The organism is Lactobacillus sp. WILCCON 0058, from assembly GCF_057198005.1.
In genome coordinates this window covers 1,522,824-1,547,850 of the sequence record NZ_JBUBHM010000001.1, presented here as the reverse complement: position 1 = coordinate 1,547,850, position 25,027 = coordinate 1,522,824, and the positions used below count along the sequence as shown (strand labels likewise).

Here is a 25,027-nt window from a genome sequence, read left to right as displayed (position 1 = left end):
GTGAATCGCTATAAGGATGCAGGCGTTGACGTCAATGCCGGCTATGAATTAGTACGGCGGATCAAGGGGGCGGTAGCCTCAACCAAGCGGCCGGGTTACGTTGGCAATATCGGCGGCTTTGGCGGCCTGTTTGACCTTGATTCCCTGGGCTATGACCACCCGGTCCTGGTTTCCGGGACTGATGGTGTCGGTACCAAGCTGATGATTGCCCAAAAGATGGACAAAAATGACACTGTCGGTATTGACGTCGTAGCCATGTGCGTCAACGATGTCCTGGCTCAAGGGGCAGAACCGCTTTTCTTCCTGGACTACATCGCCTGCGGGCACAACGATCCAGCCCTCCTGGCTTCAGTTGTCCAAGGCGTGGCTGAAGGCTGCAAGCAGGCAGGTGCCAGCTTGATCGGCGGGGAAACCGCGGAAATGCCAGACATGTATGCGCCAGATGAATATGACCTGGCCGGCTTTACGGTTGGGGTAGCGGAAAAAGACCGCCTTTTGTCAGTTGACACTCCACAAGCCGGGGATGTTCTCTTGGGCCTGGCTTCAAGCGGGGTTCACTCCAACGGCTTTTCACTTGTCCGCAAGATCCTCTTTAAGGACCATGACGTCAAGTTGACTGACACGCCAGCTGAATTAAAGGGCAAGAGCGTGGGCGAAAGCTTGCTGGCTCCGACCAGAATCTATATCAAGTCTGTCCTGCCTTTGATCAAGCAAGGCCTGGTTCACGGCGTGGCCCACATTACGGGGGGCGGCCTCATTGAAAACGTGCCGCGGATGTTTAATGACGGCCTGGTGGCAGAAATTACCGCTGGCAGCTGGGAAGTTCCAGATGTCTTCAACTACCTCAAGCAAGTTGGCAATTTGTCAGATGATGACTGCTGGCAGACCTTCAACATGGGCCTGGGGATGATTCTGGCAGTTCCAGCTGACAAGAAGGAAGAGGCCAAGCAGCTGCTTTTGGAAAGCGGCGAAAAGGTCTTTGAAGTTGGCCGCTTGAGCCAGAGAACTGACGGCGAAAAGATCATTATCAAATAGGTGGCAGCGATGAAAGTAGCAATTTTTGCATCCGGCAACGGAACCAACTATGAAGTTCTGGCCGAACATTTTCAAAAGGGCGACCTGCCCGGCGAACTTGCCCTGCTCTTTTGTGACCACCCGGACGCTCCGGTGATCAAGCGGGCAGAAAAATTCCACACCCCGGTAGTGACCTTTACGGTCAAGTCCTGCGGCGGCAAGCAAAAGTACGAAGAAAAGATCCTCCAGGTTCTGCAGGATTACCAAATCGACTTTATTGCCCTGGCTGGCTACATGCGGGTAATCGGGCCAACGATTTTGAACGAATATGAAGGCAGAATCGTCAACCTCCACCCGGCATATTTGCCGGCTTACCCTGGCCTGCACTCAATTGAACGGGCCTTTGCCGACCACCCAGCCGAAACTGGGGTAACGGTTCACTATATCGACTCTGGCCTGGACTCTGGTCCGGCTATTGCTCAAAAGCACGTGCCCATTTACGATGACGACACGGTTGATACTCTGGAAGCAAGAATTCACGAATGTGAACACCACCTGTATCCGGAAGCCTTAAGAAAAGCTTTGCTGAAATTTGAAGAGGAGAACAAATAAATGAAGCGTGCACTTGTAAGTGTTTCAGACAAGACCAACCTGGTTCCTTTTGTCAAGGGCCTGGTAGCCAATGATTACGAAATCGTGTCAACTGGTGGTACCAAGCGCGTTTTGGACGAAGCCGGCATCCCAACCATTTCAGTTGAGGACGTGACTGGCTTCCCGGAAATCCTTGACGGCCGGGTTAAGACCTTGAACCCCTACATCCACGGCGGCCTCCTGGCCCGGCGGGAATTGCCTGAGCACGTGGCAACCTTGAAGGAACACAAGATTACGCCAATCGACCTGGTTTGCGTTAACCTTTACCCATTCAAGCAAACCATTGAAAAGCCTGACGTGACCCTGGCCGAAGCCATTGAAAACATTGATATCGGCGGCCCAAGCATGGTGCGGTCAGCTTCTAAGAACTACCGTGACGTAACTATTGTCGTTGACCAGGCCGACTATGACCAGGTTTTGGCTGAAATTGAAAAAGACGGCTCTACCAGCTTGGAAACCCGGGCTAAGTTGGCGGCCAAGGCCTTCCGTCTGACTGCTTCATACGATGCCTTGATCTCCCAATACTTGACTGAAAAGGCCGGCGAAACTGCCCCGGAAAAGCTGACTTTGACTTACGATTTAAAGGAAGCCATGCGCTATGGGGAAAACAGCCACCAAAAGGCCTGGCTCTACGAAGATGCTCTGCCAAAGGCCTTCTCAGTTCTGCAGGCTGAACAATTAAACGGCAAGCAGCTGTCCTACAACAACATCAAAGACGCTGACGAAGCCTTGAGATGTGTCCGCGAATTCAGCAAGCCGACTGTCGTAGCCATGAAGCACATGAACCCATGCGGGATCGGTCAAGGGGAAAGTTTGGAAGAAGCCTGGGACCGGGCATACGAAGCTGACCCTGTATCAATTTTTGGCGGGGTAATTGCCTTGAACCGGAAGGTTGACCTGGCAACCGCTGAAAAGATGCACAAGATCTTCCTGGAAATCATCATCGCGCCAGACTATGATGAAGATGCGTTGGCAGCTCTGAAGACCAAGAAGAAGAACCTGCGGATTCTCAAGCTGGACTTCAGCAAGAAGGATGAAGCAACCCGCAAGGAAACTGTTTCCGTTATGGGCGGTTTGCTGGTACAAGACCAAGACGTTCTGGACGAAGACTTTGCTGACTGGGAATGCGTAACTGAAGCTAAACCAACGCAAGAACAGCTGGAAACTCTCCTCTTTGCCTGGAAGGCCGTTAAGCACACCAAGTCCAACGCCATCGTCGTGGCCAACAACGAACGGACTCTGGGCGTTGGTGCCGGCCAGCCAAACCGGATCGATTCTGAAAAGATTGCCATCGACCACGCGGCAGAAGCGCTGGACGACCGGGCAGTCATTGCCAGCGATGCTTTCTTCCCATTCAGTGACTGCGTTGAATACGCCGGCAAGCACGGCATCAAGGCAATCGTGCAGCCAGGCGGGTCTGTCCGTGACCAGGAATCCATCGACATGGCCAACAAGTATGGCATTACCATGGTCTTCACCGGCGTTCGTCACTTTAGACACTAAAAGGGCTGATAAAAATGAAAGACAAGCTGAAAATTTTGGTAGTCGGGTCTGGTGGCCGGGAATTCGCTGTCGCCCGCGCTTTGAAGAAGAGCCCGCACGTTGCTGAAGTCTTCTGTGCTCCGGGCAACTCCGGCATGGCCGCGATCGGCGTTAAAGCCACTGGCATTCCAGAAGATGATTTCAAGGCCTTGAAGGACTTTGCTATTAAGGAAGATATTGCCTGGACCTTTGTCGGGCCAGAAGATGCCTTAGTAGCCGGGATCGTTGACTACTTCCACGCTTTTGACTTAAAAATCTTCGGGCCAAATGCCAGAGCAGCCCAATTGGAAGGGTCAAAAGACTATGCTCTGCAGTTCATGGAAAAATACCAGGTGCCGCACCCGCGCTATGAAACTTTCCAAACAGCAGAGACCGCGATTAGTTCCTTGCCAGACTTTGGCCTGCCAGTCGTTTTGAAAGAAGACGGCCTGGCTGGCGGGAAAGGCGTGGTTATTGCTGAAGACCAGGAAACGGCAGAAAGTACTTTGACGGAAATGTTTGCCAAGGGTCAAAAGCAGGTTGTTCTTGAAGAATTCCTGACTGGTCCTGAATACTCCGTCTTTGCCGTCATGCAAGGCGGCAAGTACCGTCTCCTGCCCCTGGCTCAAGACCACAAGCGGGCCTATGACGGTGACAAGGGGCCAAACACTGGCGGGATGGGGTCATACAGCCCTGTTCCGCAGTTGAGTCAAGCAGAATACCAGGAAATCGTTGACCAGTTGGTTGAACCAACGGCCAAGGGTCTTCTCGCTGGCGGCTATGACTACCACGGCGTTTTGTACCTGGGTCTCATGATGACCAAGCAGGGGCCGAAGATGATCGAATACAACGTCCGTCTGGGCGACCCGGAAACGGAAGTTGTATTGCCACGCTTGAAGAGCGACTTTGCTGAACTGGTTGATGCAAACGTAAATGACCAGGAAATGCCAGCCGTTGAAGAAAAAGACGAGGCTGTTCTTGGCGTCATTTTGGCCGCTGAAGGCTATCCGAAAAAGCCGCTTAAGGGGCAAAAACTGGGCCAATTGCCAGCAGAAGAGGGCATTTACGTTGACTATGCCAACGTATCCGGTCCAGCTGACGATTTGGCTGGCAGCGGCGGCCGGATCTTGATGGTCCGGGCAGAAGCTGCTGACTTAAAAGAAGCGCAAGAGCACGTTTATGCCTACTTGGCCAAGCTGGATATCCCGCAGACTTTCTGCCGGCGCGATATCGGCTACCGGGCAACCGGCAAGAAGTTTTAAAGCTAGAAAAAGGAGCCACCCGCTCCTTTTTCTTTTTGCCTAAAAACAAAAATTAAACAAAAATGATAAATGAGCTTGACATTAAGACAAAAGTTAAATAAAATAAAAGCAACTTAAAATTAAAAGGAGCTGAGAATTGTGAAATGTCAAATGTGTCAACAAATGAATAATGCCATGCTGTTCTCAGCTGCCGTCATTACTCTCTTGCAAATTATGTAGAGCTCTGTGTGAGCTCTTCTTCGTCTGCATTTGTGAGTGAGCTCAATGATCCGGATTAAGAGTCTTCACTCACGAGATGAGTGAAGACCTTTTTAATTTAGGTTTAAGTGTAAAGAAAGAATTTGAAGCCTAATATATTTGATTGAAATGGGGAAATTCATTATGCAATTCAAGAAAGCTTTCGGCTTAGCCGCCGCAACCATGATGTCCGCCGCAGCCCTGACCGGTTGTGCAACCGCCAAGACCAGCTCAACTGCCGGCAACAAGTCCAGTGACAACACGATCAGAATCGGGGTCAACCTGGAACTTTCCGGTTCAGTTGCCAGCTACGGCCAGCAAGAAAAGAAGGGGGTTGCTTTAGCTGCTCAAGAAATCAACAAGAAGGGCGTCAAGATCGGCGGCAAGACTTACAAGGTTAAGCTGTATATCAGCGATAACAAGTCATCCACTTCAACTGCCGCTTCTGTAGCTGCCCAAATGGCCAACAGCGACAAGATCGTTGCCCAAGTCGGCCCGGCAGCTACGGCTTACGCTACTGCTTCAATCGCCAACCTGACCAAAGCGGGCGTGCCAATGGTTGGTCCATCAGCAACCGCTGCTGAATTCACTCAAACCAAGAGCGGGCAGACGCAAAAGTACGCTTTCCGTGCTTGCTTCATCGACCCGTTCCAAGGCAAGAAGGCTGCTGACTTCATGTACAACACTTTAAAGAAGAAGAGCGTGGCCATCATGGCTGACAACTCAACTGACTACGGTACTGGTCTGACCAAGTCCTTCACTAAGGAATTCAAGAAGCTGGGCGGCAAGATCGTCACTACCCAATACTTCCAATCAGGTGACAAGGACTTCAACTCAACCCTGACTACCATTAAGGGCAAGAAGCCAGAAGCAATCTACCTGCCAGGCTACTACACTGAAATCGGTCTGGTCCTCAAGCAGGCCCGGGAAATGGGCTTAAACGTTCCAGTTGTTGGTGCTGACGGCATGGGCTCACCAAAGCTTGCCCAAATCGCCGGCAACAAGAACGCAACCAACGTTTACTACACTACCCACTTCTCAACCAAGTCCAAGGAACCAGAAGTTGTTAAGTTCCTGAAGGCTTACAAGGCTAAGTACGGTGAAGAACCGGCAACCTTCAGCTCCCTGGCTTACGACTCAGTTTACATGATCGTCGACGCTGCCAAGAACGAAGGCGAAGTATCTTCAAGCGCTATCCAAAAGGGCCTGGCAAACCTGAAGAACTTCAAGGGCGTAACTGGGAACATCACTATGGACTCCAAGCACAACCCGCAAAAGTCAGTCGTTGTTGAACAAATGACCAACGGCAAGGTATCAAAGGCTTACACGGTTAAGTAATTAATTTTGGATTTGATAATTTAGCCGGTAATGCCACAGGCAAGTCAAGGAGGTTTTAAACTTGCAAACATTTTTCCAGCAATTGATAAATGGGCTCTCCCTCGGCAGCATTTATGCTTTGCTGGCTTTGGGATACATGATCGTTTACGGGATCTCAAAGCTGCTTAACTTCGCTCACGGGGACGTCTACATGCTAGGTGCTTACTGGGGTTACTACACGATCAACTACCTGCACTTTGGCTTTATCACCGCCTTGATCACGGCTATGATTGTCTGTGGCTTGGCCGGCGTGATTATTGAAGCAGTTGCCTACCGGCCGCTGAGAAACGCGCCCCGAGTTGCTGCTTTGATTACGGCCATTGGTGTTTCATTCTTCCTTGAAAACGGGATGTCCTACCTGGTAACTTCAGACACGCGGAATTTCCCTCAGGTCATCAAGCGGAAGACTTTTGACCTGGGCGGGGTAACGATTTCCAACATTCAGCTGATCATCCTGGTTACTACTTTAGTTTTGATGCTGGGTTTGATGTACATCATCAACTACACCAAGACCGGCCGGGCCATGCGGTCAGTTTCAACTGACTACGACGCAGCCAGCTTGATGGGGATCAACATCAACCATACTGTTTCTATTACTTTCGCCCTGGGCAGCGCCCTGGCTGGGGCAGCCGGCGTTCTGATCGGCTTGTACTACAACTCAATTGACCCACTGATGGGGATGACGCCAGGGATCAAGGCCTTCGTTGCCGCCGTGCTCGGCGGGATCGGGTCCATCCCAGGGGCAGCTGTCGGCGGCTTCTTGATCGGTCTTTTGGAAACGGCCGTCCAGGCCATGGGCTTCTCAGCCTTCAGAGATGCGGCCGTCTACATCGTTTTGATTGTTATCCTGCTTGTCCTGCCGGGCGGTCTGTTTGGCAAGAAGCAAGTTGAAAAGGTTTAGGAGGAAGAAGTCAGATGAAGAAAAACTGGAAATACAATCTTTGCTGGCTGATCCTCATGGTGGCAGGTTTTTACCTGATCAACACCTTGATGCTGACCGGCGTGATCAATACCTTCATTGAAAACATGCTGGTAACGATTGGGATCAACATCATTCTGGCGGTCGGGTTGAACCTGGTCATCGGCTTTTCTGGTCAATTCTCATTGGGTCACGCGGGCTTCATGGCCCTGGGGGCATACGCCACCGGGATCATGACCCAGACGATGAACTCGGCAGGCGGCTTTTACCTGTCGATTCTGGTCGGGGTGGTTCTCGCGATTGTTGTTGCCCTCTTGGTCGGCATTCCGACCCTGCGTCTGCACGGCGACTACTTCGCCATCGCGACGATGGGGGCAGCGGAAATTATCAGAATCGTGATCAACAACATGAAGATCACCAACGGGGCAGCTGGTCTGTTTAACATTCCTCAGTTTGCGACCTGGGACGTGGTTTACATCTTTGTCTGCTTGACCACGATCGTGACTGTCAACTTTATTCACAGCCGGGACGGCCGGGCGGTTATTTCCATCCGGGAAAACGAAATCGCGGCTGAAGCCATGGGGGTCAACACGACTAAGTGGAAATTGTCAGCCTTCGTTTTAGGGGCAGCAACAGCTGCTATCGCGGGTTCCCTGTACGCTTCATACCTGCAGACAATCGTTCCGTCCAGCTTCGGGATCATGGAATCAATCAACACTTTGATCTTCGTGGTTCTTGGCGGTCTGGGCAGCATCACCGGGACCTTCGTGGCCACTACCCTCTTGGGTGTTTTGGACGCGGCTCTGCAAAGCCTGGGCGTTTTGCGGATGGTCTTCTACGCGGTAGCTTTGATCATCATCATGATCTTCAAGCCAGGCGGTTTGTTTGGCAAGTGGGAATTTTCTTTCAAGCGCCTTTTGACTAAAAAGCAAGACGGCGACATGAAAGAAGCCGGAAAAGAAAGCAAGTAGTGAGGAGGAACTGAAATGACAGAAGCTTTAAGCGCGGACCACATCACCAAAGTCTTTGGCGGTTTGACCGCGGTCGACGATGTTTCTCTGCACGTGGGCGAAAAAGAACTGGTTGCCTTGATCGGGCCTAACGGGGCCGGGAAGACTACCTTCTTCAACTGCCTGACCGGGGTGGCGCCAGCCACCACTGGTACGGTCAAAATCGGTGGCCAAGAAGTTAAGAAAAATACCAAGGCCTACAAGGTAGCGCAGATGGGTATTTCCAGAACTTTCCAGAACATCCGCCTCTTCAGCCAGTTGTCCGTTTTGGAAAACGTGCTGATTGCCTTGACCAACCATTACAAGGAAAATTTCTTGACCGCGGTTCTCCGGCTTCCAGCTTACTATAAGACTGAAGATGCCATGGAAGAGCGGGCCAAGGAATTGCTGAAGGACTTTGACCTGCAGGATGTCATGTACTTCCCTGCTGGCAGTCTCCCATATGGGACCCAGCGGAAGGTTGAAATCGTCCGGGCTCTGGCAACTGACCCAAAGATCATCTGCCTGGATGAACCAGCTGCCGGGATGAACCCGGAAGAAACGGCTGATTTGACCAGACTGATCAAGCGCCTGCAGACTGAATACGGGATTGCCGTCCTCTTGATCGAGCACGACATGTCCCTGGTCATGAACCTGGCGGAAAGAATCTATGTTTTGGCTGAAGGCAAGCTGCTGGCAACGGGGACGCCAAGTGAAATTCAAAACAACGAAGCCGTAATTAACGCATACCTCGGAGGTGGAGCAGATGCCTAAAGAAATTTTAAAAGTCGACCACCTCTCAGTCAATTACGGGGCGATCAAGGCCGTCCGCGACGTCAGTTTTGACATCAAGGAAGGCGAAATCGTGACCTTGATCGGGGCCAACGGTGCCGGCAAGTCGACTATTTTGAAGACGATCTCTGGCCTCTTGAAGCCGGCTGACGGCGACATTGTCTTTTTGGGCCAGTCCTTGTCCAAATTGACCGCGCCAAAGATTGTGGCTGCCGGGATTTCCCAGGTGCCAGAAGGCCGGCGGATTTTCGCCGGGATGACGGTTAAGGAAAACCTGCAGCTGGGCGCCTACCTCAGAAAGGACAAAGATGGGGTGGAAAAGGACATGGAAGCCATGTTCAAGCGCTTCCCGATCTTGAAGGAAAGGCAAAAGCAGGATGCCGCCACTCTTTCCGGTGGTGAACAGCAGATGCTGGCCATGGCCCGGGCCTTGATGGCGCGGCCAAAGCTGCTCTTGCTGGATGAACCTTCCATGGGTTTGGCGCCAATCTACATTCAAGAAATTTTTGACATTATTAAAAGCATCAACAAGGAAGGCATGACTGTTCTCTTGATCGAGCAAAACGCCCGGCAAGCCCTCAGCATTGCCAACCGGGGCTACGTTTTGGCTTCAGGCGAAGTCAAGATGACCGGCAGCGGGCAGGACCTGCTCAGTGACCCGGCCGTGCAAAAGGCCTACCTTGGCGGCTAATAAATCTGACCTCTGAAATTAGGATCCTAATTTCGGAGGTTATTTTTTCTTCAATTTTCGTTTCTAGGAAAAGCCGGCTCCTTCGGGTATAATTAAGCTTAGATTAAAGAAAATCCTGATAATGAAATTAGGCTTAATGCAAAAAGGAGGAAAAAGATGGCGGGATTTAACACGCGGCTGGTTCACCAGCCAAGGCAAGACGATAATCAAACCGGGGCCGTGGCCGTGCCGGTTTACAAGGCGACCACTTTTGCCTATCCAAAGATCGGGGCGGAAGTAAAGTATGACTATTCCCGGTCGGGCAATCCAACCAGAAATGCCGTTGAAGAGCAGCTGGCCAGCTTAGAGGGCGGCGACCGGGCCTTTGTTTTTGCCAGTGGGATGGCGGCGATTCACGCGGCTTTGGCGATTTTTGAAGCAGGTGACCATATCGTCATCGGTGATCAGATCTATGGGGGCACCTTCCGGATTGTCTACCAGTACTTCAAAGACCGGGGCTTGGATTTCACGGCGGTTGACACCAGGGATTTGGCGGCAGTGGAAAAAGCGATCCAGCCTAATACCAAGGCAATCTACTTTGAGCCGGTGACCAATCCGCTCTTGCAGGTGACCCCGGTTGAGGGAATTGCCAAATTAGCTCATGAGCACGGCATTCTGGCCATTACCGACAACACTTTCCTCAGTCCTTATCTTTTGCGGCCGCTTGAATACGGGGCAGACCTGGTCGTGCACAGCGCGACCAAGTACCTGGCCGGCCACTCCGACGTTAGTGCCGGGGCCGTGATTGCCAAGGGAGCAGAGCTGGCAAAGCGGGTTTACTTTGTGCAAAATGCCATCGGCGGGATTTTGTCGCCGGAAGATTCCAATGAGCTGGCCCGGGGAATCAAGACCTTGTCACTGCGCTTAGACCGGCAGATGGAAAATGTCCTGGCCATTATTGCCTTTTTGAAAAAGCAAGCTGGAATCGACAAGATCTACTATCCAGGTGATCCAGACTTAGCTGGTTATGAGGAGCTGCGTAAAGAAGCCAAGGGGGCTGGCGGTGTCTTCTCCTGTGAACTGGACGACGAAGCTTATGACCCGGTAGCTTTTGTCAATAGTTTGCAGCTTTTCAGCCTGGCTGTAAGTTTGGGCGCGGTTGAGAGCCTGGTCGAACTGCCAAGCAAGATGAGCCATGCTGAATTGTCAGAAGAAGAGCAGCTGGCTGCCGGAATCAAGCCAGGACTGATCCGCTTCGCCGTGGGCATTGAGGACGCGGATGACTTGATCGCCGACATTGCCCAGGCCCTGGCAAAGGCTAAAAGATAACGGATTTGAGGAAATGGAGAAAAAAGATGACAGAAAAAGATACCCGGTCTTTTGAGACCATCGTGGCGGAAGCTGGCAGCATTAAAGACGGAGCTAATCCGGTTGCCCAGCCCCTATACTTGTCGGCCTGTTACCGGCACCCGGACTTGGACCAGGCGGTCAACTTTGACCGCTTGCAGGGCTTCACTTATTCCCGGGTGGAGACCCCCAACCGGAAAACAGTGGAAGAAACCCTGGCCAAACTGGAAGAAGGATGCCAAGCTTTCGCGGTAGCCAGCGGGATGGCAGCTGTTCAGCTGGTCTTGAGCGTTTTGAAGACCGGGGATGAAGTAGTCAGCTTAGACGACCTTTACGGGGGCGACTTCCGCTACTTCCGCCACCTGGCAGACCACTTCCAGATCAAGTTCAAGCTCTGGAACGGGGAAGCTCTGGACTCATTAAAGGAACTTTTGACGCCAAAGACGAAGCTGGTCTGGCTGGAAACTCCGTCAAACCCGATGATGAAGAGCGTGGACATCCAGGCCGTGGCAGATGCCGTTCATGACTATAATCCAGACATCCTGGTGGCTGTTGACAATACTTTTTACACGCCATATTACCAAAAGCCCTTGACCCAAGGGGCAGACGTGGTTATTCACTCAGCTACCAAGTACCTGGGGGGCCATAACGACATCTTAGGCGGGATCGTGGTGGTCAAGGATCCGGTCTTGGCCGACTTTTACTTCCAATACACGATCACGGTTGGCGATACCATGTCGGCTTTTGACAGCTGGCTTTTGACCAGAAGCTTGAAGACTCTTCCTTTAAGAATGCAGCAGCACACGGCCAGCGCGAAAAAAATTGTTTCCTTCTTGGAGCAGGCGCCGCACGTGGAAAAAGTCCTCTACCCGGGCAAGGCGGGGATGATCTCCTTTTATTTGGACAGCGACGAAGAAGTCGACCGAGTTCTGAGGAGCGTCAAGCTGATTACTTTCGCGGAAAGCCTGGGCGGGGCAGAAAGCCTCTTGACCATTCCTTACTACCAGACCCATGACGACGTTGAAGAAGACCAGCGCCTGCGGCTGGGGATTACGCCGCGGCTTTTGCGGCTCTCAGTTGGCCTGGAAAACGCGGATGACTTGATTGCTGACCTGACCCAAGCCTTAGGGGAATAAAAGAAATAAAAAACAAGTTCCGGAAGTCGGAACTTGTTTTTGCTATTTCCAGGTCTGCTCATAGACCTCTTCTTTAAAGCCGCAGGTTAAGTGCTGGTCATCAACGACCAGGGGGCGCTTGATCAGCTTGCCGTCTTTAGACAAGAGGTCAGCTGCTTCTTCCAGAGTCATGTCCGGCAACTTGTCTTTTAGGCCCATTTGCCGGTAGTGCTGGCCGCTGGTATTGAAAAAGTAGCGCAGGCCGCGGTCTTGGTACTTGGTCAGCCAGGACAAGAGCAGGTCTTTTTCAGGCGGAGTCTCCACCAGGTCCTGGAAGTCATAGCTGATGCCGTTGTCATCAAACCACTTCTGGGCTTTGCGGGAAGTGGAGCAGCGCTTGTATCCATAGAATTTTGGCATATTTTTTCCTCGATTTCTTCCTTACAAATTATCTCTTTTGAGTTTAACGCAAAAAATCTGGCAAAAACAGGAATTTGCCTGGCAAAAGACTTGAGCAAGGCGGGCAAAGCGTGCTATACTAACAGAGTTGCAATTTGAGTGATACCTCGATTCTGCAACCGCGCAGATAAGGTTGACAAGCCTGCTTTGGGCAGCACCTTTGATGGCGAGTCTAAGTAATTTTATACGGAGGTGTACTAATGTACGCAGTTATTAAGACCGGTGGCAAGCAATACAAGGTTGCCGAAGGCGAAAGTATCTTCGTTGAAAAGCTTGACGTACAAGCTGGCGAAGAAGTTGTTTTTGACCAAGTTATCCTGGTAGCTAATGGTGACGACGTTAAGGTTGGTACTCCATTAGTTGAAGGTGCTAAGGTAGTTGCCAGTGTTGACAAGCAAGGCAAGGAAAAGAAGGTTGTAACTTTCAAGTACAAGCCAAAGAAGCACTCACATTCTAAGTACGGTCACCGTCAACCTTACACCAAGGTTACTGTTAAGAGCATCGAAGCTTAGTAAGAGGTGAACACTATGATGATGAACATTCTTTCAAACGCAAAGTTACTCGCCCACCACAAGGGTGGTGGTTCAACTGCCAACGGTCGTAACTCAGCTGGTCGTCGTTTGGGCGCAAAGCGTGCCGACGGTCAAGAAGTACACGCTGGCTCAATCATCTACCGTCAACGTGGTACTAAGATCCACCCAGGCAAGAACGTTGGCCGCGGTGGCGACGACACTTTGTTCGCATTGACTAACGGTGTTGTTAAGTTCGAACGTCTTGGCAAGTACAAGAAGCAAGTTTCTGTTTTGCCAGTAGAAGACGCTGAATAATCAAGCCGGCAAAGGAGCAGACAGCCCAGCTGCCTGCTTTTTTCTTGCCCTTTTTCAAGGGAAAGCATGTTTAAGCCCTTGATCTTTTGTATAATAAAAGCATCATGAACAAAAGCTTAAAAGCTGCAGAAAAGGATGGTGCTTATGATCAAAAACAATGAATTGTTAAGTCTGCTGACCAGACGGATCAAGGAAACTGCTGACTTGATCAAGGACAAAGACGCGGATGCTTTGCTGGTTTTCAACCGGGCAAACTACCGCTACTTGACCAACTTTACAGGTGAAGAAGCCCAGCTGATCATTACCAAAAACGGCGACCGGGTACTTCTGTCAGACTCCCGTTTTGCCCCGCAAATCGAAGCCCAGGCTGTGGGTGAATTGAAGGTGGTCATGAAGCATGGACGCGAAGCTGCTGAAATCGCGGCAGAAATCAAGAAACTGGGGGTCAAGAAGCTCTTAGTCGAAGCAGAATTCGTTTCTGCTTATGAATATGACGCGATCAAGGCCCAGCTGCCAGATGTTGAGATGGTCATGGCTGCTGAAATCGTGGAACGGGTCCGCAATGTCAAGGATGACCTGGAACTGGCTACTCTCAAAAAAGCAGTTGAAATTTCAGAAAGAGCTTTTGAAGAAGTTCTGCCAATGCTTAAGCCGGGTGTTAAGGAAAGAGACGTGGGCGCCAAGCTCGACTACCTCTTCAAGTTATACGGCGGCGACGGCCCGGGCTATGACTCAATCATCGCTTCCGGTCCGCGGTCTTCCTGGGCACACGGGGTGGCCAGCGACCGCTTGATGCAAGAGCATGAACTGGTCGTAATTGACGCGGCCGCCTCATACAACGGCTACACCGCCGACATTACCAGAACTTACGCTTTGGGCAGCGTGGAAGACGAACTGGAAAAGATCTACAAGATCGTTCTGGAAGCCCAAAAGCGGGGGATTGCTGCTGCCGTTGTCGGGGCAACTGGCAAGGATGTTGACCAGGCAGCCCGGGGCTACATCAATGACGCTGGTTACGGGCAATACTTCGGTCACGGGATTGGCCACGGGATCGGCTTGGAAATCCACGAAATGTGCCAGCCGGAATTTTTGTTCAGCCAGACGACCCTGGAAAACGGAATCGTGCACACGGTTGAACCAGGTATCTACCTGCCGCAAGGCGGGGTCCGGATCGAAGACGATATTTTGGTTAACGGCGACACGCCGGAAGTTTTGTCAACTTTGCCAAAGGACGAACTCATTCACCTGTAAGATTATTTTTATGGTAAAATTTAGTGTTTATTGGTACAATTTAAGATGTAGAAATGGGGGATTTACCAGATGACAATGATTTCTGTTAACGAATTCAAGAACGGCCTCACGATCGAATACAACAACGACCTGTGGCGTATCGTTGAATTCCAGCACGTTAAGCCAGGTAAGGGTAGTGCCTTCGTTCGTTCAAAGCTGAAGAGCTTGCGGACCGGCGCTGTTCAAGAATACACCTTCCGTTCAACTGCCAAGGTTGAAACGGCCGACATTCAAACCCGGCAAATGCAATACCTTTACAACGACGGTTCAAGCTATGTCTTCATGGACACGGCAACTTACGAGCAATTGGAAGTGCCGAACGCCCAGATTGACCAGGAAGCCAAGTACCTGAAGGAAAACATGATTGTGAACATTATTTCCCACAATGGTGAAACCTTGGGTCTGGACCTGCCAAACACGGTTGACCTGGAAGTCGTTGAAACCGAACCAGGCATCCGCGGCGATACCTCATCTGGTGGTGGTAAGCCAGCTACGATGGAAACCGGTTTGGTTGTCACCGTGCCATTCTTTATTAACGTTGGTGACGTGCTGACGATCAACACTAGTGACGGTTCATACGTATCACGTTCTAAGTAGTAGTTTTCGAGGTGGAAAAATGGCTGATAATTCAACAATCGTTTTAAGCGGCAATGATGAGGGTGATCAAATCAAGATCGACCTGCAGGTACTCGAAGTCATTCTGGGCATTTCTGCTCAGAAGGTCGACGGCGTTGCCGGGATGCGCGGTGGCTTGAAGTCAGGCTTGAGCCGTGTCTTTGGCCGCGAGGATCGGGGCAAGGGAGTTGCCGTCTCTGTTGATGAAGACGGCGAACTGACGGCTGACGTTTACGTATATCTCAAGTACGGCGTCAACGTGCCAGCTGTTGCGGGCAAGATTCAAGAAGCTTTGAAGCAGCAGTTGACGCAGATGACGGATATGAATTTGAAGTCAATTGATGTTCATGTCGTTGGTCTCGTCTTCCCTGAAGATGAAAAGAACTTTGAAGATGCTGATCAACCATTATTCCCCGATCAAGAAGAAGATAAGTAATGAATCAACACGATAGTCGAAGAATTGCACTGCAAGCCATTTATCTGTACAACCAGGATCCCAGCTTGACGGCCAGTGAATTGGAAGACAATGTCAAGTCTGCTTTGGACTTGGATACTTTGCCGGCCTACAGCAAGGAACTGGTCAGCGGCGTGATCGACAAGCAGGCTGAACTGCGTGACAAGCTTTCCGCTAACTTGAAGCAAGGCTGGCGCTTGGAGCGGTTGAGCAAGACCAGCTTGGCGATTTTGGAAGTAGCCCTGTACGAAATGCTGTACAGCCCGGTTATTGAAGACCGGTCAGCCATCAACGAGGCTTTGAATTTGTGTGACGAGTTTGATGACCCGAAGTCAAAGGCCTTCATCAATGGCATATTGGCAAACTTTGTGCAAGAATAATCTTTAAGCCGGCGTTTTGCCGGCTTTTTTTCTTAAGGAGGCAATTTTGGGAGAAATTTTGGACGGGAAGAAGCTGGCCCGGGAATTAGGCGAAAAGTTAGGCAGTGAAGTGGCTTCCTTAAAAGAACACGGAGTCAGCCCTAAACTCTGCGTAATCAATATTGGTGATGACCCGGCCAGCAAGGTCTATGTCGCCTCCAAGAAACGGAAGGCTGAGAAACTGGGGATCAAGCAGCTGGTCTACCAATTGCCGGCTGATGAAAGTGAAGAAGATGTATTAAAGCTGATCGACAGCTTGAATGCCGACCCGGAAGTTTCCAGCTTGATGGTCCAATTGCCGGTTCCCCCGCAGATCAATGCTGACCGGGTAATCGAAAGGATCGATCCGGAGAAGGATGTTGACTGCTTGACTCCGGCTAATATCGGCCGCCTTTGGCAGGGCAAGCACTTTGTTGAACCAGCCACGGCAGCCGGCATTATTGCCCTCTTAGACCACTACCAAATTGACTTGACTGGCAAAAACGCAGTGATTGTCGGCCGGTCAAACATTGTTGGCAAACCTCTGGCCGCCTTGATGCTGGAAAGAAATGCTTCTGTTTCAATCCTGCACTCCCGCAGCCGGAACCTGGCTGACTTGACTAAGCGGGCCGATATCCTGGTCTGCGCGGTTGGCAAGGCGGAAATGATCAAGGCTGACATGGTCAAAGAAGGGGCCGTGGTGATCGATGTAGGCATCAACCGGGTCGACGGCCGCCTGGTCGGCGACGTTGATTTTGCCCCCGTTAAAGAAAAGGCCAGCTGGATCACGCCAGTGCCCGGCGGGGTTGGTCCATTGACGGTAGAGTTTTTAATGGAAGAAGTCATTAAATTGACAAGGAGACAGCATGGACTCGATTAAGGGGACTGATGAAAAGTACTTGACTGTCAGTGAATTAAATTGGTATGTCAAGCAGAAGTTTGACCGAGATCCCTACCTTCATCAAATTTTTCTCCAAGGGGAATTGTCGAATTTCCGCTTTCGCAGAGGTGGTCACCAGTACTTTTCTTTAAAAGACGACAAGTCTAAAATCAATGTGGTAATGTTCCGCGGTGATTTTGAGAAAGTCAAGTTTGAGCCTGAAGAAGGGATGAAGGTCTACGTGACCGGCCGCCTGTCAACTTATGAGGCCCAGGGCAGCTACCAGTTTTATGCCAAAAGCATGGAACCAGCCGGCTTGGGGGCCTTGTATGAGCGCTTCAAGCAGCTGCAGGAGAAACTGGCTAAAGAAGGCCTTTTTGCCCAAGAGCACAAGCGGCCTCTGCCCCTTTTTCCAGATAAGATCGCGGTTGTGACGTCAGCCTCTGGGGCAGTTATCCATGACATCATGGTAACGGCTAACCGCCGCTTCCCGCACGCTGAAATCGACCTTTTCCCGGCCAAGGTGCAGGGAGAGGGCGCGGCCGGCAGCCTGGTTTCCGCCATGCAGCAGATTCAAGTCCGGGCAGATGAATATGACGTGCTCATTATCGGGCGGGGTGGCGGGTCTTTAGAAGACCTGTGGCCTTTTAACGAAGAAGAAGTGGTCCGGCAGGTTTATGCCATGAAGATGCCGGTGATTTCTTCAGTTGGTCACGAAACAGACACGACTCTTTGCGACCTGGCTGCTGACTGCCGGGCAGCTACGCCAACAGCAGCCGCTGAAATGGCGACGCCGGACCTGCCCCGGGTCCTGGCTGAGATCGGCCAGCTGCAGACCAGGCTTTTGACTGATATCCGGGCCGTTATTCAGGTCCGGGCCCAGGCTCTGGCCCAGCTGGAAAATTCTTTTATCATGAAAGAACCCCAGCGCCTCTATGAGCAGAAAATGCAGCAGGTCGACCAATTGTCCCAGCAGCTGAACCGGATGATGGAAGTTATTGTCAAAGACCAAAGTCAAAAGCTCAGCCTTTTGACCCAGCGCCTTCAGCACCAGGCTCCAGACCGGCGGATCAAGCAGCTCAAGCAGGAAAATAATTACCTGGCCAAGAGCCTGGAGCTGGGAATCAAGCGGATCTTGGAGCAAAAGCAGGCTGCCTGCCGGCAGGCCGTCCAGCAGCTGGACGACTACAGTCCTTTAAAGACCCTGGCCCGGGGCTACAGCTACACGACTGACGCAAGCGGCACCGTGGTCAAGTCAGTTCAGCAATTGTCGCCAGGCGACCAGGTTCGCCTGCACTTAAAGGATGGCCAGGCGATCGGCCGGATTGAAGAAGTTAAGGAAGAAAAAAATGACTGAAAAGAATAATTTTGAAAGCCAGCTCAAGGAGCTGCAGGAAATCGTTGGTCAGCTGGAAAATGGCCAGTTGTCATTAGAAGAATCATTGGCCCAGTTCCAAACTGGTGTCAAGCTGAGCCGGGAATTGAAGCAGGAATTGACCAAGGCGGAAAACACCGTGGCCAAGTTGATTGAATCAGATGGCAGTGAGAAAGAACTTGACCCAACTGATGCCTCAGCGCCAAAGGAATAAGATCATGACGACTTTTAAAGAATTTCAAGCTAAGTACACGCCGATCATCAATGATTTTTTAAAGGGGCAACTGCCAAAAGAAAGCGATGACCCCCGTTTTGCCGAAATCATGGCTTATTCAGTCATGGCCGGGGGCAAGCGCCTGCGGCCCCTGCTTTTTTTGGCAACTTTGGACGCCTTGGGCATTGAAATCACGGAAAAAGAAATCCAGGCAGCCTGCGGGATTGAACTGATTCATACCTATTCTTTGATCCACGATGACCTGCCAGCCATGGACAATGATGACTATCGGCGGGGGAAATTGACCAGCCACAAGAAGTGGGGCGAGGCTGAAGCTATCTTGGCTGGGGATGCCCTCCAGCCCTTAGGCATCCAGTGGATCGCCCAGGCTGAACACAACTGGAAGCTGGTCGAGATCATCACTGAAGCAGTGGGTCCTAAGGGGATGGTGGCTGGCCAGTACCTGGACATCGACACCACCAACACTGAAGACAGCAGCGAAGAAGTAATTGACCATATGGAATGGCTGAAGACCGGCTGCTTGATTTTGGCCAGCGTCCAGATGGCCACGGCTTTAGCCGCTTGCCCAGACCAGCAGGCCCAAAAGTACCTGGCCTTTGCCAAGCACTTTGGTCGCTCTTACCAGCTCTATGATGACCTGGTAGATATCGTTGAAAGCCAGGAAGAAGCGGGCAAGGCGACCCATAAGGATCAAGAAGTTGGCAAGAACAACAGCTTGACCATGCTGGGGGCTGAAGCAACTAGACAGGAGCTCAAGCAGCTGATTGAAATGGGCAAGGCTGATCTGGCCGGGGAAAAGGCAGAAGTTTTGCTGGGCTTTTTGGATTTGTATCAGAAGGTGCTTTAATGGCAAGTAAAGAACGCGCGGACGTATTATTGGCCGCCAAGGGAATTTTTAACTCCAGAACCCAGGCGCAAAGAGCCATCATGGCGGGGCTGGTGACTGACCATAACCACCAGCGGATCGACAAGGCCGGGGAGAAGTTTCCGGTTGATGAAGAATTTTTCATTAAAAAAGACAAGCTCAAGTATGTTTCCCGGGGCGGCTTCAAATTAGAAAAAGCGGTCAAGGTCTGGAATATTGACTTAAAAGACAAGATCTGCCTGGATATTGGGGCTTCAACAGGGGGCTTTACCGACGTGGCCTTGCAAAACGGGGCCAAGCTGGTCTATGCCTTGGACGTGGGCTACAACCAACTGGCCTGGCAGCTTCGGGATGACCCCCGGGTGGTGGTGATGGAGCGACAGAACTTCCGCTACTCGGTTCCAGCCGACTTTACCGAAGGCCTGCCGGACTTTGCCATGACGGACGTGTCCTTTATTTCCCTGGACTTGATCATGCCGCCAATGTATGAAATCTTGAAAGACCAAGGGGATGCCGTCTGCTTGATCAAGCCCCAGTTTGAGGCAGGTCCGGAAAATGTCGGCAAGCACGGGATCGTCCGCGACCATGCCGTCCACCAGGCCGTGATTGAGCACACCATGGCCCAGGCCCTGGAAATCGGCTTTTCCATTTTGGGTGTTGACTATTCGCCAATCAAAGGCGGCAAGGGGAATATTGAATTTTTGATTCACTTGAAAAAGGATCAGGCAAATCCAGGACAGAATCTCTGGTCCGGCTCAGTCAGCGAGCTGGTTGACCGGGCTGCCCAGGGTCTGTAGAAAGGATGCTGTGGGACGCTTATGCTTGTGGAATTGGATATCCAAAATTTTGCCATCATTAAGAGTCTGAAAATCAAGTTTCAGCCGCAAATGACCGTCTTGATCGGGGAAACCGGGGCCGGCAAGTCCATCTTGATTGATGCCCTCTCCCTTTTGCTAGGCCACCGGGCCCAAAAAGAAATGGTCAGATCTGGCCAGAGCAAGGCAGTAGTGACCGGCCTTTTTACCCTGCAAGACGATGAAATGCGGGAAGTTGAGCAGATTGCGGTCGACTACGGCCTGCCGATGGACGGCGATGACTTGATCATCAGCCGGGAGATCTCCAGCAAGGGCCGCAACGTCATCCGAATCAACGGGCAACTGACCACCATCACTGCTTTGGCAAAAATCGGCGAGTACCTCGTCGACATCCATGGCCAAAATGACCAGCAGATGCTGATGGACCAAAGCCGGCAGATTGACCTGGTTGATGAATACGCGGGCAAGGACTTTAAGCCCCTTTTAGCCAAGTACCAAGCTGAATACCAGTCCTGGCTGGCCCTCAACCAGCGCCTGGAGCACCTGCGCCGCGACAGCCGGGAACTGGCCCAGCGCCAGGACATCCTTCAGTTCCAGGTTGAAGAACTCACCCAGGCAGATCTGACGGATGAACATGAAGACCAGGATTTGGAAGATGAGTTCAATAAGCTGAACAACTACCAAAAGATTGCCGAATCCGCCAACTTCATGATCCAGCTTTTTGACGACGACGAGCACGGCTTGACTAGCCTGTTGGGGGATGCCCAGGGGACGGCGGAAGACTTAGCTGACCTGGATAAGGACTTCAAGAACGTGGCCCAGTCTATTACTGACGGGGTATATTCACTGAGCGATGCCCGTTCAGAACTTGGCGACATCATGGACAGCCTGGAGTTTGACGAAGAGCGCTATCAGTATGTGCAAAACCGCCTGGACCTCTTAAACAACTTGAAGAAGAAGTATGGTCCAAGCCTGGCTGACGTCTTTGACTTTTATGAAAAAGTCTCCCAGGAACTCAGCCAGTTTGAAACCGGCGGCCTTGACGAGGAAGAACTGGTCAAGCAGATTGCAGCCGTTGAGGAAAAAATGTCAGTCCTGGCTAGCGACCTCCACCAGGCCAGAGAAGCTACAGCCTTGAAGCTGGAAGAAGCGATCAAGCATGAACTGGCCGATCTGTACATGGATAAGGCCCGCTTCTCCATCCGCTTCGCCAAGACCGACACTTTCACGGCTAAGGGGACAGACGACTTGGCCTTCTACATCGCGCCAAACCCAGGCGAGGAATTGATGCCGCTAGTTAAGATCGTTTCTGGCGGGGAACAGTCCCGGCTGATTCTGGCCTTGAAGGCTATCTTCTCCCGGGTTGAGCCGGTCGGCACCATGGTCTTTGACGAAATTGACACCGGGGTTTCCGGGCGGGTGGCAGCGGCTATCGGCAAGAAGATGCACGCGATTGCCGGCCAAAAGCAGGTTATTGCCATCACTCACTCTCCGCAGGTAGCGGCCAGTGCCGATCACCGCTTCGCTATCGCCAAGACCGTTGCAGAAGGCGAGACCTTTACCCAGGTCAAGGAGCTTGATGAAGACAGCAGCGTCAAGATGATCGCCCAGATGATGGCCGGTGCCAATGTCAGTGAGGCAGCTGAGCAAAACGCTGCCGACTTGATTGCCAGCCAGCAACAAGATTAAAAAACAGCTAGAAAAAATAAGCAAAAAATTACTCTCTTGCCAAAAGACAAGAGAGCTTTTTGCATGCTAATGGGAAGAAAACGTAATTTTCACTTTATCCACAGGTAAAAATTATTGACAATGGATAATCGTTATTTTAATATGATTTTAAAGAAACTTCCAGAAAAAGTGATGTGTTTCTGGAAACAATGTAAAATCTGCAAGAAAGAGAGGACGAAAAAATGAGATCCATAAAAAATAAAGCGCCGCTGGCTTTGGCGGCCCTGGCAATGGTTATGCTGACTGCCTGTGGTAAATCCAGCAGTCAAGGCAGCAAGAAGCAGGAATTCTCTTGGTCAGCTTCAGCTGAAATTTCGACCATCGACATGTCCAAGGCCAGCGATACCGTCAGCTTCGACCAGCTCAGAAACACGATGGAAGGCTTGTACCGGACTGGCAAAAATGGCAAGCTGATGCCAGGCTTAGCCACCAGCAGCACCGTTTCCAAGGACGGCAAGACCTATACTTTTACCCTGCGCAAGTCCAAGTGGAGCGACGGCAGTCCGGTCACAGCCAAGGACTTTGTCTATTCCTGGCGAAGAACGGTCGATCCAAAGACAGCTTCAGAATATGCCTACTTGTTTGAAGGCATCAAAAATGCCACGGCCATTACTGCGGGCAAGAAGCCTTTATCCAGCCTGGGTATTAAGGCAGAAGGCGACTACAAGCTGGTCGTGACTTTGGACCGGCGGATTCCATACTTCAAGAATTTGATGGCCTTCGCCCTCTTCTTCCCGCAGGCGGAAAAGGCGGTCAAGAAGTACGGGTCAAACTACGGGACAGCTTCAAAGTACATGCTTTATAACGGCCCGTATGTTCAAAAGGGCTGGACGGGTTCCAACCTCTCCTGGAAGATGGTCAAGAACAAGTACTACTGGGACAAGAAGAATGTCAAAATCCAGCAGATTGACTGGAGCGTGCAAAAGACGCCGTCAACTGCCTACAACCTCTACCAGTCAAACAAGCTGGACGCCCTCAGCCTGGACTCTTCCCAGACCAAGCAATTGTCTAAAAAGCCTGGCTTCCAGCTGATCAACAACGGTGGGACGGCCTATCTGCAATACAACCTGCAAGAAGACAAGAACCTGGCCAACGTCAACATCCGCCGGGCAATCTCTATGGCGATTGACCGCTCTGGTCTCTGCAGCACTTTAGGCGGCAACAACCAGCCAGCCAAGACCTTTACGGCCAAGGGCGTAATGTATGTCGGCAATAGTGAATACACCAGCGGCGTTGCCAAGAGCTCAGAAGCTTACAACAAGTACAGCAAAACTGAAGCAAAGAAGCTCTTTAATAAGGGCCTGGCTGAACTAGGCAAGTCATCCATCACGATTTCCATCATGGCTGATGACACCGATTCCGGCAAGAAGACGGTTGAAGCCCTGCAAAGCGAATTAACGCAGACTCTGGGCAAGATCAAGGTTGAAACCACGACCGTGCCGTTTAAGACCCGGATGGCCCGCCGGGAAGAAGGGAAGTTCGACGTCATGGTTTCTACCTGGATCGCCGACTTCAACGACGCTATTTCCTTCCTGGACCTCTTGACCAGCAACAACAGCAGAAACTACGGCAAGTGGTCTAATAGCGAATACGACCGCTTGATCGCTGATTCTAAGACGACCGGCGACAGCAGCCAGCGGGTAAGCGACTTGCAAAAAGCTGAAGCCATCTTACTTGAGGATGAAGGGATCACCCCAATCTACTACATCTCAACTGCTTACTTGATCAGACCGGAAATCAAGAACGTCTATAACGACAACCTGGGCGGCTGGCAGTTCAAGTACGCCAACGTAAAGTAACGAAAGATAAACAAGAACATAAGTGCAAAAAGAGTCTGGAGAAAACAGACCCTTTTTTTGCTTTAAGGCAGCTCAACTGTTAAAATGTCATTAATGTCAAGCAGGTAAAAAATCTTGTTGTCGGCGTCACGGAAAACGAAGCGGCTGGGTGAAATCCGCTTAGTGATCTTGCCGACCCGCCAGCTGCCATCATTTAAGGTGACCAGAAGATACTGCCTCTTCAAGAAGGCCAGCTGCAGCTTGGCTAAGTTAACGGCCAGGCTGTCGCCGCGGAGGGTGAGCCGGTCTTCGTCATAGGCAAAGAGATAATGAAAGGCCTTCTTGAGGGGCTGGGCGGCTTGTCTGGCAAAAGTTTGAAATTGGGACATGATGAAGACTCCTTTAAGTAAATAATTTTCGAACGCCTGTTTGTAAACATATTATACGAACGAATATTCGAAAAAGCAAGCCTCTTTTTTAAAAAAGCTTTTTTCGGCCTTAAGACTTGATCAGAAGGCGCTTATGGTCCAAAATAGAATTACTAGTCAAAAAAAGGAGCTATCATGGCAGATAAAGGATTACTGTTGGTTTTGTCCGGCCCGTCCGGGGTTGGCAAGGGAACCGTCAAAAGCGCAATTGTTGAACACAAGGTCTTTCCCTTCGAATACTCAGTCTCAATGACTACCCGCAAGCCCCGTGAAGGCGAAGTGAACGGGAAAGACTACTACTTCGTGACCAGAGAAGAATTCAAGCAGGCCATCGCTGACAATCAGCTGCTGGAATACAACGAATACGTTGGCAACCTTTACGGCACCCCTTTGGGACCGGTCAAGGAAATGCTGGCTGCCGGCAAGGACGTTCTGCTGGAAATCGATGTCAACGGGGCCAGAACGGTTCGCCAACAAATGCCAGATGGCGTCTTTATTTTCTTGACGCCGCCTGACCTGCACACTTTAAGAGACCGGCTGGAACACCGGGGTACTGAATCTGAAGACGTGATCCGGGGCAGAATTGCCCAAGCGCGCAAGGAAATTCTGGTGATGCAGGACTATGACTACGCGGTAGTCAACGACACTGTTGCTAACGCCGTCAACCACATTAAAGCAATCGTTGACGCTGAACACGTCAGCGTCAAGCGCGTGATCGACGATTATCGGAAAATGGTTAAGGAGGACTAAGATGAGAATTACCTATCCATCAATTGACAAGCTGCTAGATGAAATCGATTCAAGATACTCACTGTCAGTTCTGGCTGCCAAGCGGGCTCACGAATTGGAAGCCGGCAAGCCGGGCGCTTTGGACAACTACCACAACTTGAAGCCAGTCGGCCAAGCATTGGAAGAAATTGCTGCCGGCAAGGTAACGATTGACGTTGAACCTCACGGTGAAGCCGAAGAATAATCCTTGAAGAGGA

At 51.2% G+C, this 25,027-nt stretch carries 28 protein-coding genes and 1 other annotated feature; of the genes, 26 read left to right on the top strand and 2 right to left on the bottom strand.

Annotated elements, in window-relative coordinates; all coding sequences use genetic code 11:
- The 11 genes from purM (at position 1) to ACYVUU_RS07090 (ending at position 11,915) form a co-directional block, all read left to right on the top strand.
- Positions 1–1,035 (top strand): phosphoribosylformylglycinamidine cyclo-ligase, encoded by a 1,035-nt coding sequence (purM, locus tag ACYVUU_RS07140; RefSeq protein WP_484500456.1) that lies wholly within the window; start codon positions 1–3, stop codon positions 1,033–1,035.
- 9 nt (positions 1,036–1,044) lie between these two features.
- The gene (gene purN / locus ACYVUU_RS07135; protein WP_484500455.1) at positions 1,045–1,626 is read left to right on the top strand and encodes a phosphoribosylglycinamide formyltransferase; all 582 of its coding nucleotides are present in this window, start codon (positions 1,045–1,047) and stop codon (positions 1,624–1,626) included.
- Positions 1,627–3,168 carry a bifunctional phosphoribosylaminoimidazolecarboxamide formyltransferase/IMP cyclohydrolase gene (gene purH, locus ACYVUU_RS07130; RefSeq protein ID WP_484500454.1) on the top strand — a complete coding sequence of 514 codons (1,542 nt, stop codon included), beginning with the start codon at positions 1,627–1,629 and terminating at the stop codon, positions 3,166–3,168. It begins immediately after the preceding gene.
- A 14-nt stretch (positions 3,169–3,182) separates the two neighbouring features.
- On the top strand, positions 3,183–4,448 hold the full coding sequence (gene purD / locus ACYVUU_RS07125; protein WP_484500453.1) for a phosphoribosylamine--glycine ligase: 1,266 nt from the start codon (positions 3,183–3,185) through the stop codon (positions 4,446–4,448).
- 381 nt (positions 4,449–4,829) lie between these two features.
- Positions 4,830–6,023 (top strand): ABC transporter substrate-binding protein, encoded by a 1,194-nt coding sequence (locus ACYVUU_RS07120; RefSeq protein ID WP_484500452.1) that lies wholly within the window; start codon positions 4,830–4,832, stop codon positions 6,021–6,023.
- Positions 6,024–6,084: 61 nt separating this feature from the next.
- Positions 6,085–6,963, top strand: coding sequence for a branched-chain amino acid ABC transporter permease (locus ACYVUU_RS07115; protein WP_439775983.1), 879 nt, complete (start codon positions 6,085–6,087; stop codon positions 6,961–6,963).
- Positions 6,964–6,977: 14 nt separating this feature from the next.
- Complete coding sequence (locus ACYVUU_RS07110) at positions 6,978–7,952, top strand: branched-chain amino acid ABC transporter permease (protein WP_484500451.1); 975 nt, start codon at positions 6,978–6,980, stop codon at positions 7,950–7,952.
- Positions 7,953–7,967: 15 nt separating this feature from the next.
- Positions 7,968–8,744, top strand: a complete 777-nt coding sequence (locus ACYVUU_RS07105; protein ID WP_439775985.1) for an ABC transporter ATP-binding protein — start codon at positions 7,968–7,970, stop codon at positions 8,742–8,744.
- A gap of 4 nt (positions 8,745–8,748) precedes the next feature.
- Positions 8,749–9,453 (top strand): ABC transporter ATP-binding protein, encoded by a 705-nt coding sequence (locus ACYVUU_RS07100; protein ID WP_484500898.1) that lies wholly within the window; start codon positions 8,749–8,751, stop codon positions 9,451–9,453.
- Positions 9,454–9,609: 156 nt separating this feature from the next.
- The gene (locus ACYVUU_RS07095) at positions 9,610–10,761 is read left to right on the top strand and encodes a trans-sulfuration enzyme family protein (RefSeq protein ID WP_484500450.1); all 1,152 of its coding nucleotides are present in this window, start codon (positions 9,610–9,612) and stop codon (positions 10,759–10,761) included.
- A 26-nt stretch (positions 10,762–10,787) separates the two neighbouring features.
- Positions 10,788–11,915: a trans-sulfuration enzyme family protein gene (locus ACYVUU_RS07090; protein ID WP_484500449.1), complete on the top strand. Its 1,128-nt coding sequence runs from the start codon at positions 10,788–10,790 to the stop codon at positions 11,913–11,915.
- A gap of 42 nt (positions 11,916–11,957) precedes the next feature.
- Here the strand turns inward: ACYVUU_RS07090 and ACYVUU_RS07085 are convergent, their stop codons facing one another.
- The gene (locus ACYVUU_RS07085) at positions 11,958–12,314 is read right to left on the bottom strand and encodes an arsenate reductase family protein (RefSeq protein WP_439774811.1); all 357 of its coding nucleotides are present in this window, start codon (positions 12,312–12,314) and stop codon (positions 11,958–11,960) included.
- Between the two features lie 146 nt (positions 12,315–12,460).
- Positions 12,461–12,537 (top strand) — a sequence feature (ribosomal protein L21 leader region).
- A 16-nt stretch (positions 12,538–12,553) separates the two neighbouring features.
- Here ACYVUU_RS07085 and rplU point away from each other — a divergent pair.
- From rplU to ACYVUU_RS07020, 13 genes are all read left to right on the top strand, one after another.
- Complete coding sequence (gene rplU / locus ACYVUU_RS07080; RefSeq protein ID WP_003618434.1) at positions 12,554–12,865, top strand: 50S ribosomal protein L21; 312 nt, start codon at positions 12,554–12,556, stop codon at positions 12,863–12,865.
- 15 nt (positions 12,866–12,880) lie between these two features.
- On the top strand, positions 12,881–13,180 hold the full coding sequence (gene rpmA / locus ACYVUU_RS07075; RefSeq protein WP_201331855.1) for a 50S ribosomal protein L27: 300 nt from the start codon (positions 12,881–12,883) through the stop codon (positions 13,178–13,180).
- Positions 13,181–13,324: 144 nt separating this feature from the next.
- A complete protein-coding gene (locus ACYVUU_RS07070) occupies positions 13,325–14,431 on the top strand; it encodes a M24 family metallopeptidase (protein WP_484500448.1) in 1,107 nt (368 codons plus the stop codon).
- A gap of 69 nt (positions 14,432–14,500) precedes the next feature.
- A complete protein-coding gene (gene efp / locus ACYVUU_RS07065) occupies positions 14,501–15,067 on the top strand; it encodes an elongation factor P (RefSeq protein ID WP_035174949.1) in 567 nt (188 codons plus the stop codon).
- Positions 15,068–15,086: 19 nt separating this feature from the next.
- Positions 15,087–15,521 carry an Asp23/Gls24 family envelope stress response protein gene (locus ACYVUU_RS07060; RefSeq protein WP_004560645.1) on the top strand — a complete coding sequence of 145 codons (435 nt, stop codon included), beginning with the start codon at positions 15,087–15,089 and terminating at the stop codon, positions 15,519–15,521.
- Positions 15,521–15,919: a transcription antitermination factor NusB gene (gene nusB / locus ACYVUU_RS07055; RefSeq protein ID WP_439774698.1), complete on the top strand. Its 399-nt coding sequence runs from the start codon at positions 15,521–15,523 to the stop codon at positions 15,917–15,919. The genes ACYVUU_RS07060 and nusB overlap by 1 nt, the downstream gene beginning before the upstream one ends.
- A 46-nt stretch (positions 15,920–15,965) precedes the next feature.
- A complete protein-coding gene (locus tag ACYVUU_RS07050) occupies positions 15,966–16,817 on the top strand; it encodes a bifunctional methylenetetrahydrofolate dehydrogenase/methenyltetrahydrofolate cyclohydrolase (RefSeq protein ID WP_484500447.1) in 852 nt (283 codons plus the stop codon).
- The gene (gene xseA, locus ACYVUU_RS07045; RefSeq protein WP_484500446.1) at positions 16,804–18,174 is read left to right on the top strand and encodes an exodeoxyribonuclease VII large subunit; all 1,371 of its coding nucleotides are present in this window, start codon (positions 16,804–16,806) and stop codon (positions 18,172–18,174) included. Before ACYVUU_RS07050 ends, xseA begins: the two co-directional genes overlap by 14 nt.
- The gene (locus tag ACYVUU_RS07040) at positions 18,167–18,406 is read left to right on the top strand and encodes an exodeoxyribonuclease VII small subunit (protein WP_002879682.1); all 240 of its coding nucleotides are present in this window, start codon (positions 18,167–18,169) and stop codon (positions 18,404–18,406) included. Before xseA ends, ACYVUU_RS07040 begins: the two co-directional genes overlap by 8 nt.
- Before the next feature lie 4 nt (positions 18,407–18,410).
- Positions 18,411–19,274, top strand: a complete 864-nt coding sequence (locus tag ACYVUU_RS07035; RefSeq protein ID WP_484500445.1) for a polyprenyl synthetase family protein — start codon at positions 18,411–18,413, stop codon at positions 19,272–19,274.
- Positions 19,274–20,089: a TlyA family RNA methyltransferase gene (locus ACYVUU_RS07030; protein WP_484500444.1), complete on the top strand. Its 816-nt coding sequence runs from the start codon at positions 19,274–19,276 to the stop codon at positions 20,087–20,089. Before ACYVUU_RS07035 ends, ACYVUU_RS07030 begins: the two co-directional genes overlap by 1 nt.
- Before the next feature lie 21 nt (positions 20,090–20,110).
- On the top strand, positions 20,111–21,796 hold the full coding sequence (gene recN / locus ACYVUU_RS07025) for a DNA repair protein RecN (RefSeq protein WP_484500443.1): 1,686 nt from the start codon (positions 20,111–20,113) through the stop codon (positions 21,794–21,796).
- Between the two features lie 221 nt (positions 21,797–22,017).
- Complete coding sequence (locus tag ACYVUU_RS07020) at positions 22,018–23,634, top strand: peptide ABC transporter substrate-binding protein (RefSeq protein ID WP_484500442.1); 1,617 nt, start codon at positions 22,018–22,020, stop codon at positions 23,632–23,634.
- A 62-nt stretch (positions 23,635–23,696) separates the two neighbouring features.
- On the opposite strand, the gene ACYVUU_RS07015 is transcribed toward ACYVUU_RS07020, so the two are convergent.
- Positions 23,697–24,002 carry a hypothetical protein gene (locus tag ACYVUU_RS07015; protein WP_439774705.1) on the bottom strand — a complete coding sequence of 102 codons (306 nt, stop codon included), beginning with the start codon at positions 24,000–24,002 and terminating at the stop codon, positions 23,697–23,699.
- Between the two features lie 174 nt (positions 24,003–24,176).
- On the opposite strand from ACYVUU_RS07015, the gene gmk reads away from it, so the two are divergent.
- Both gmk and rpoZ read left to right on the top strand, forming a co-directional pair.
- Positions 24,177–24,791 carry a guanylate kinase gene (gene gmk / locus ACYVUU_RS07010; RefSeq protein WP_300616186.1) on the top strand — a complete coding sequence of 205 codons (615 nt, stop codon included), beginning with the start codon at positions 24,177–24,179 and terminating at the stop codon, positions 24,789–24,791.
- A 1-nt stretch (position 24,792) separates the two neighbouring features.
- Positions 24,793–25,014 carry a DNA-directed RNA polymerase subunit omega gene (gene rpoZ, locus ACYVUU_RS07005; RefSeq protein ID WP_439774706.1) on the top strand — a complete coding sequence of 74 codons (222 nt, stop codon included), beginning with the start codon at positions 24,793–24,795 and terminating at the stop codon, positions 25,012–25,014.
- Positions 25,015–25,027: the final 13 nt, after the last annotated feature.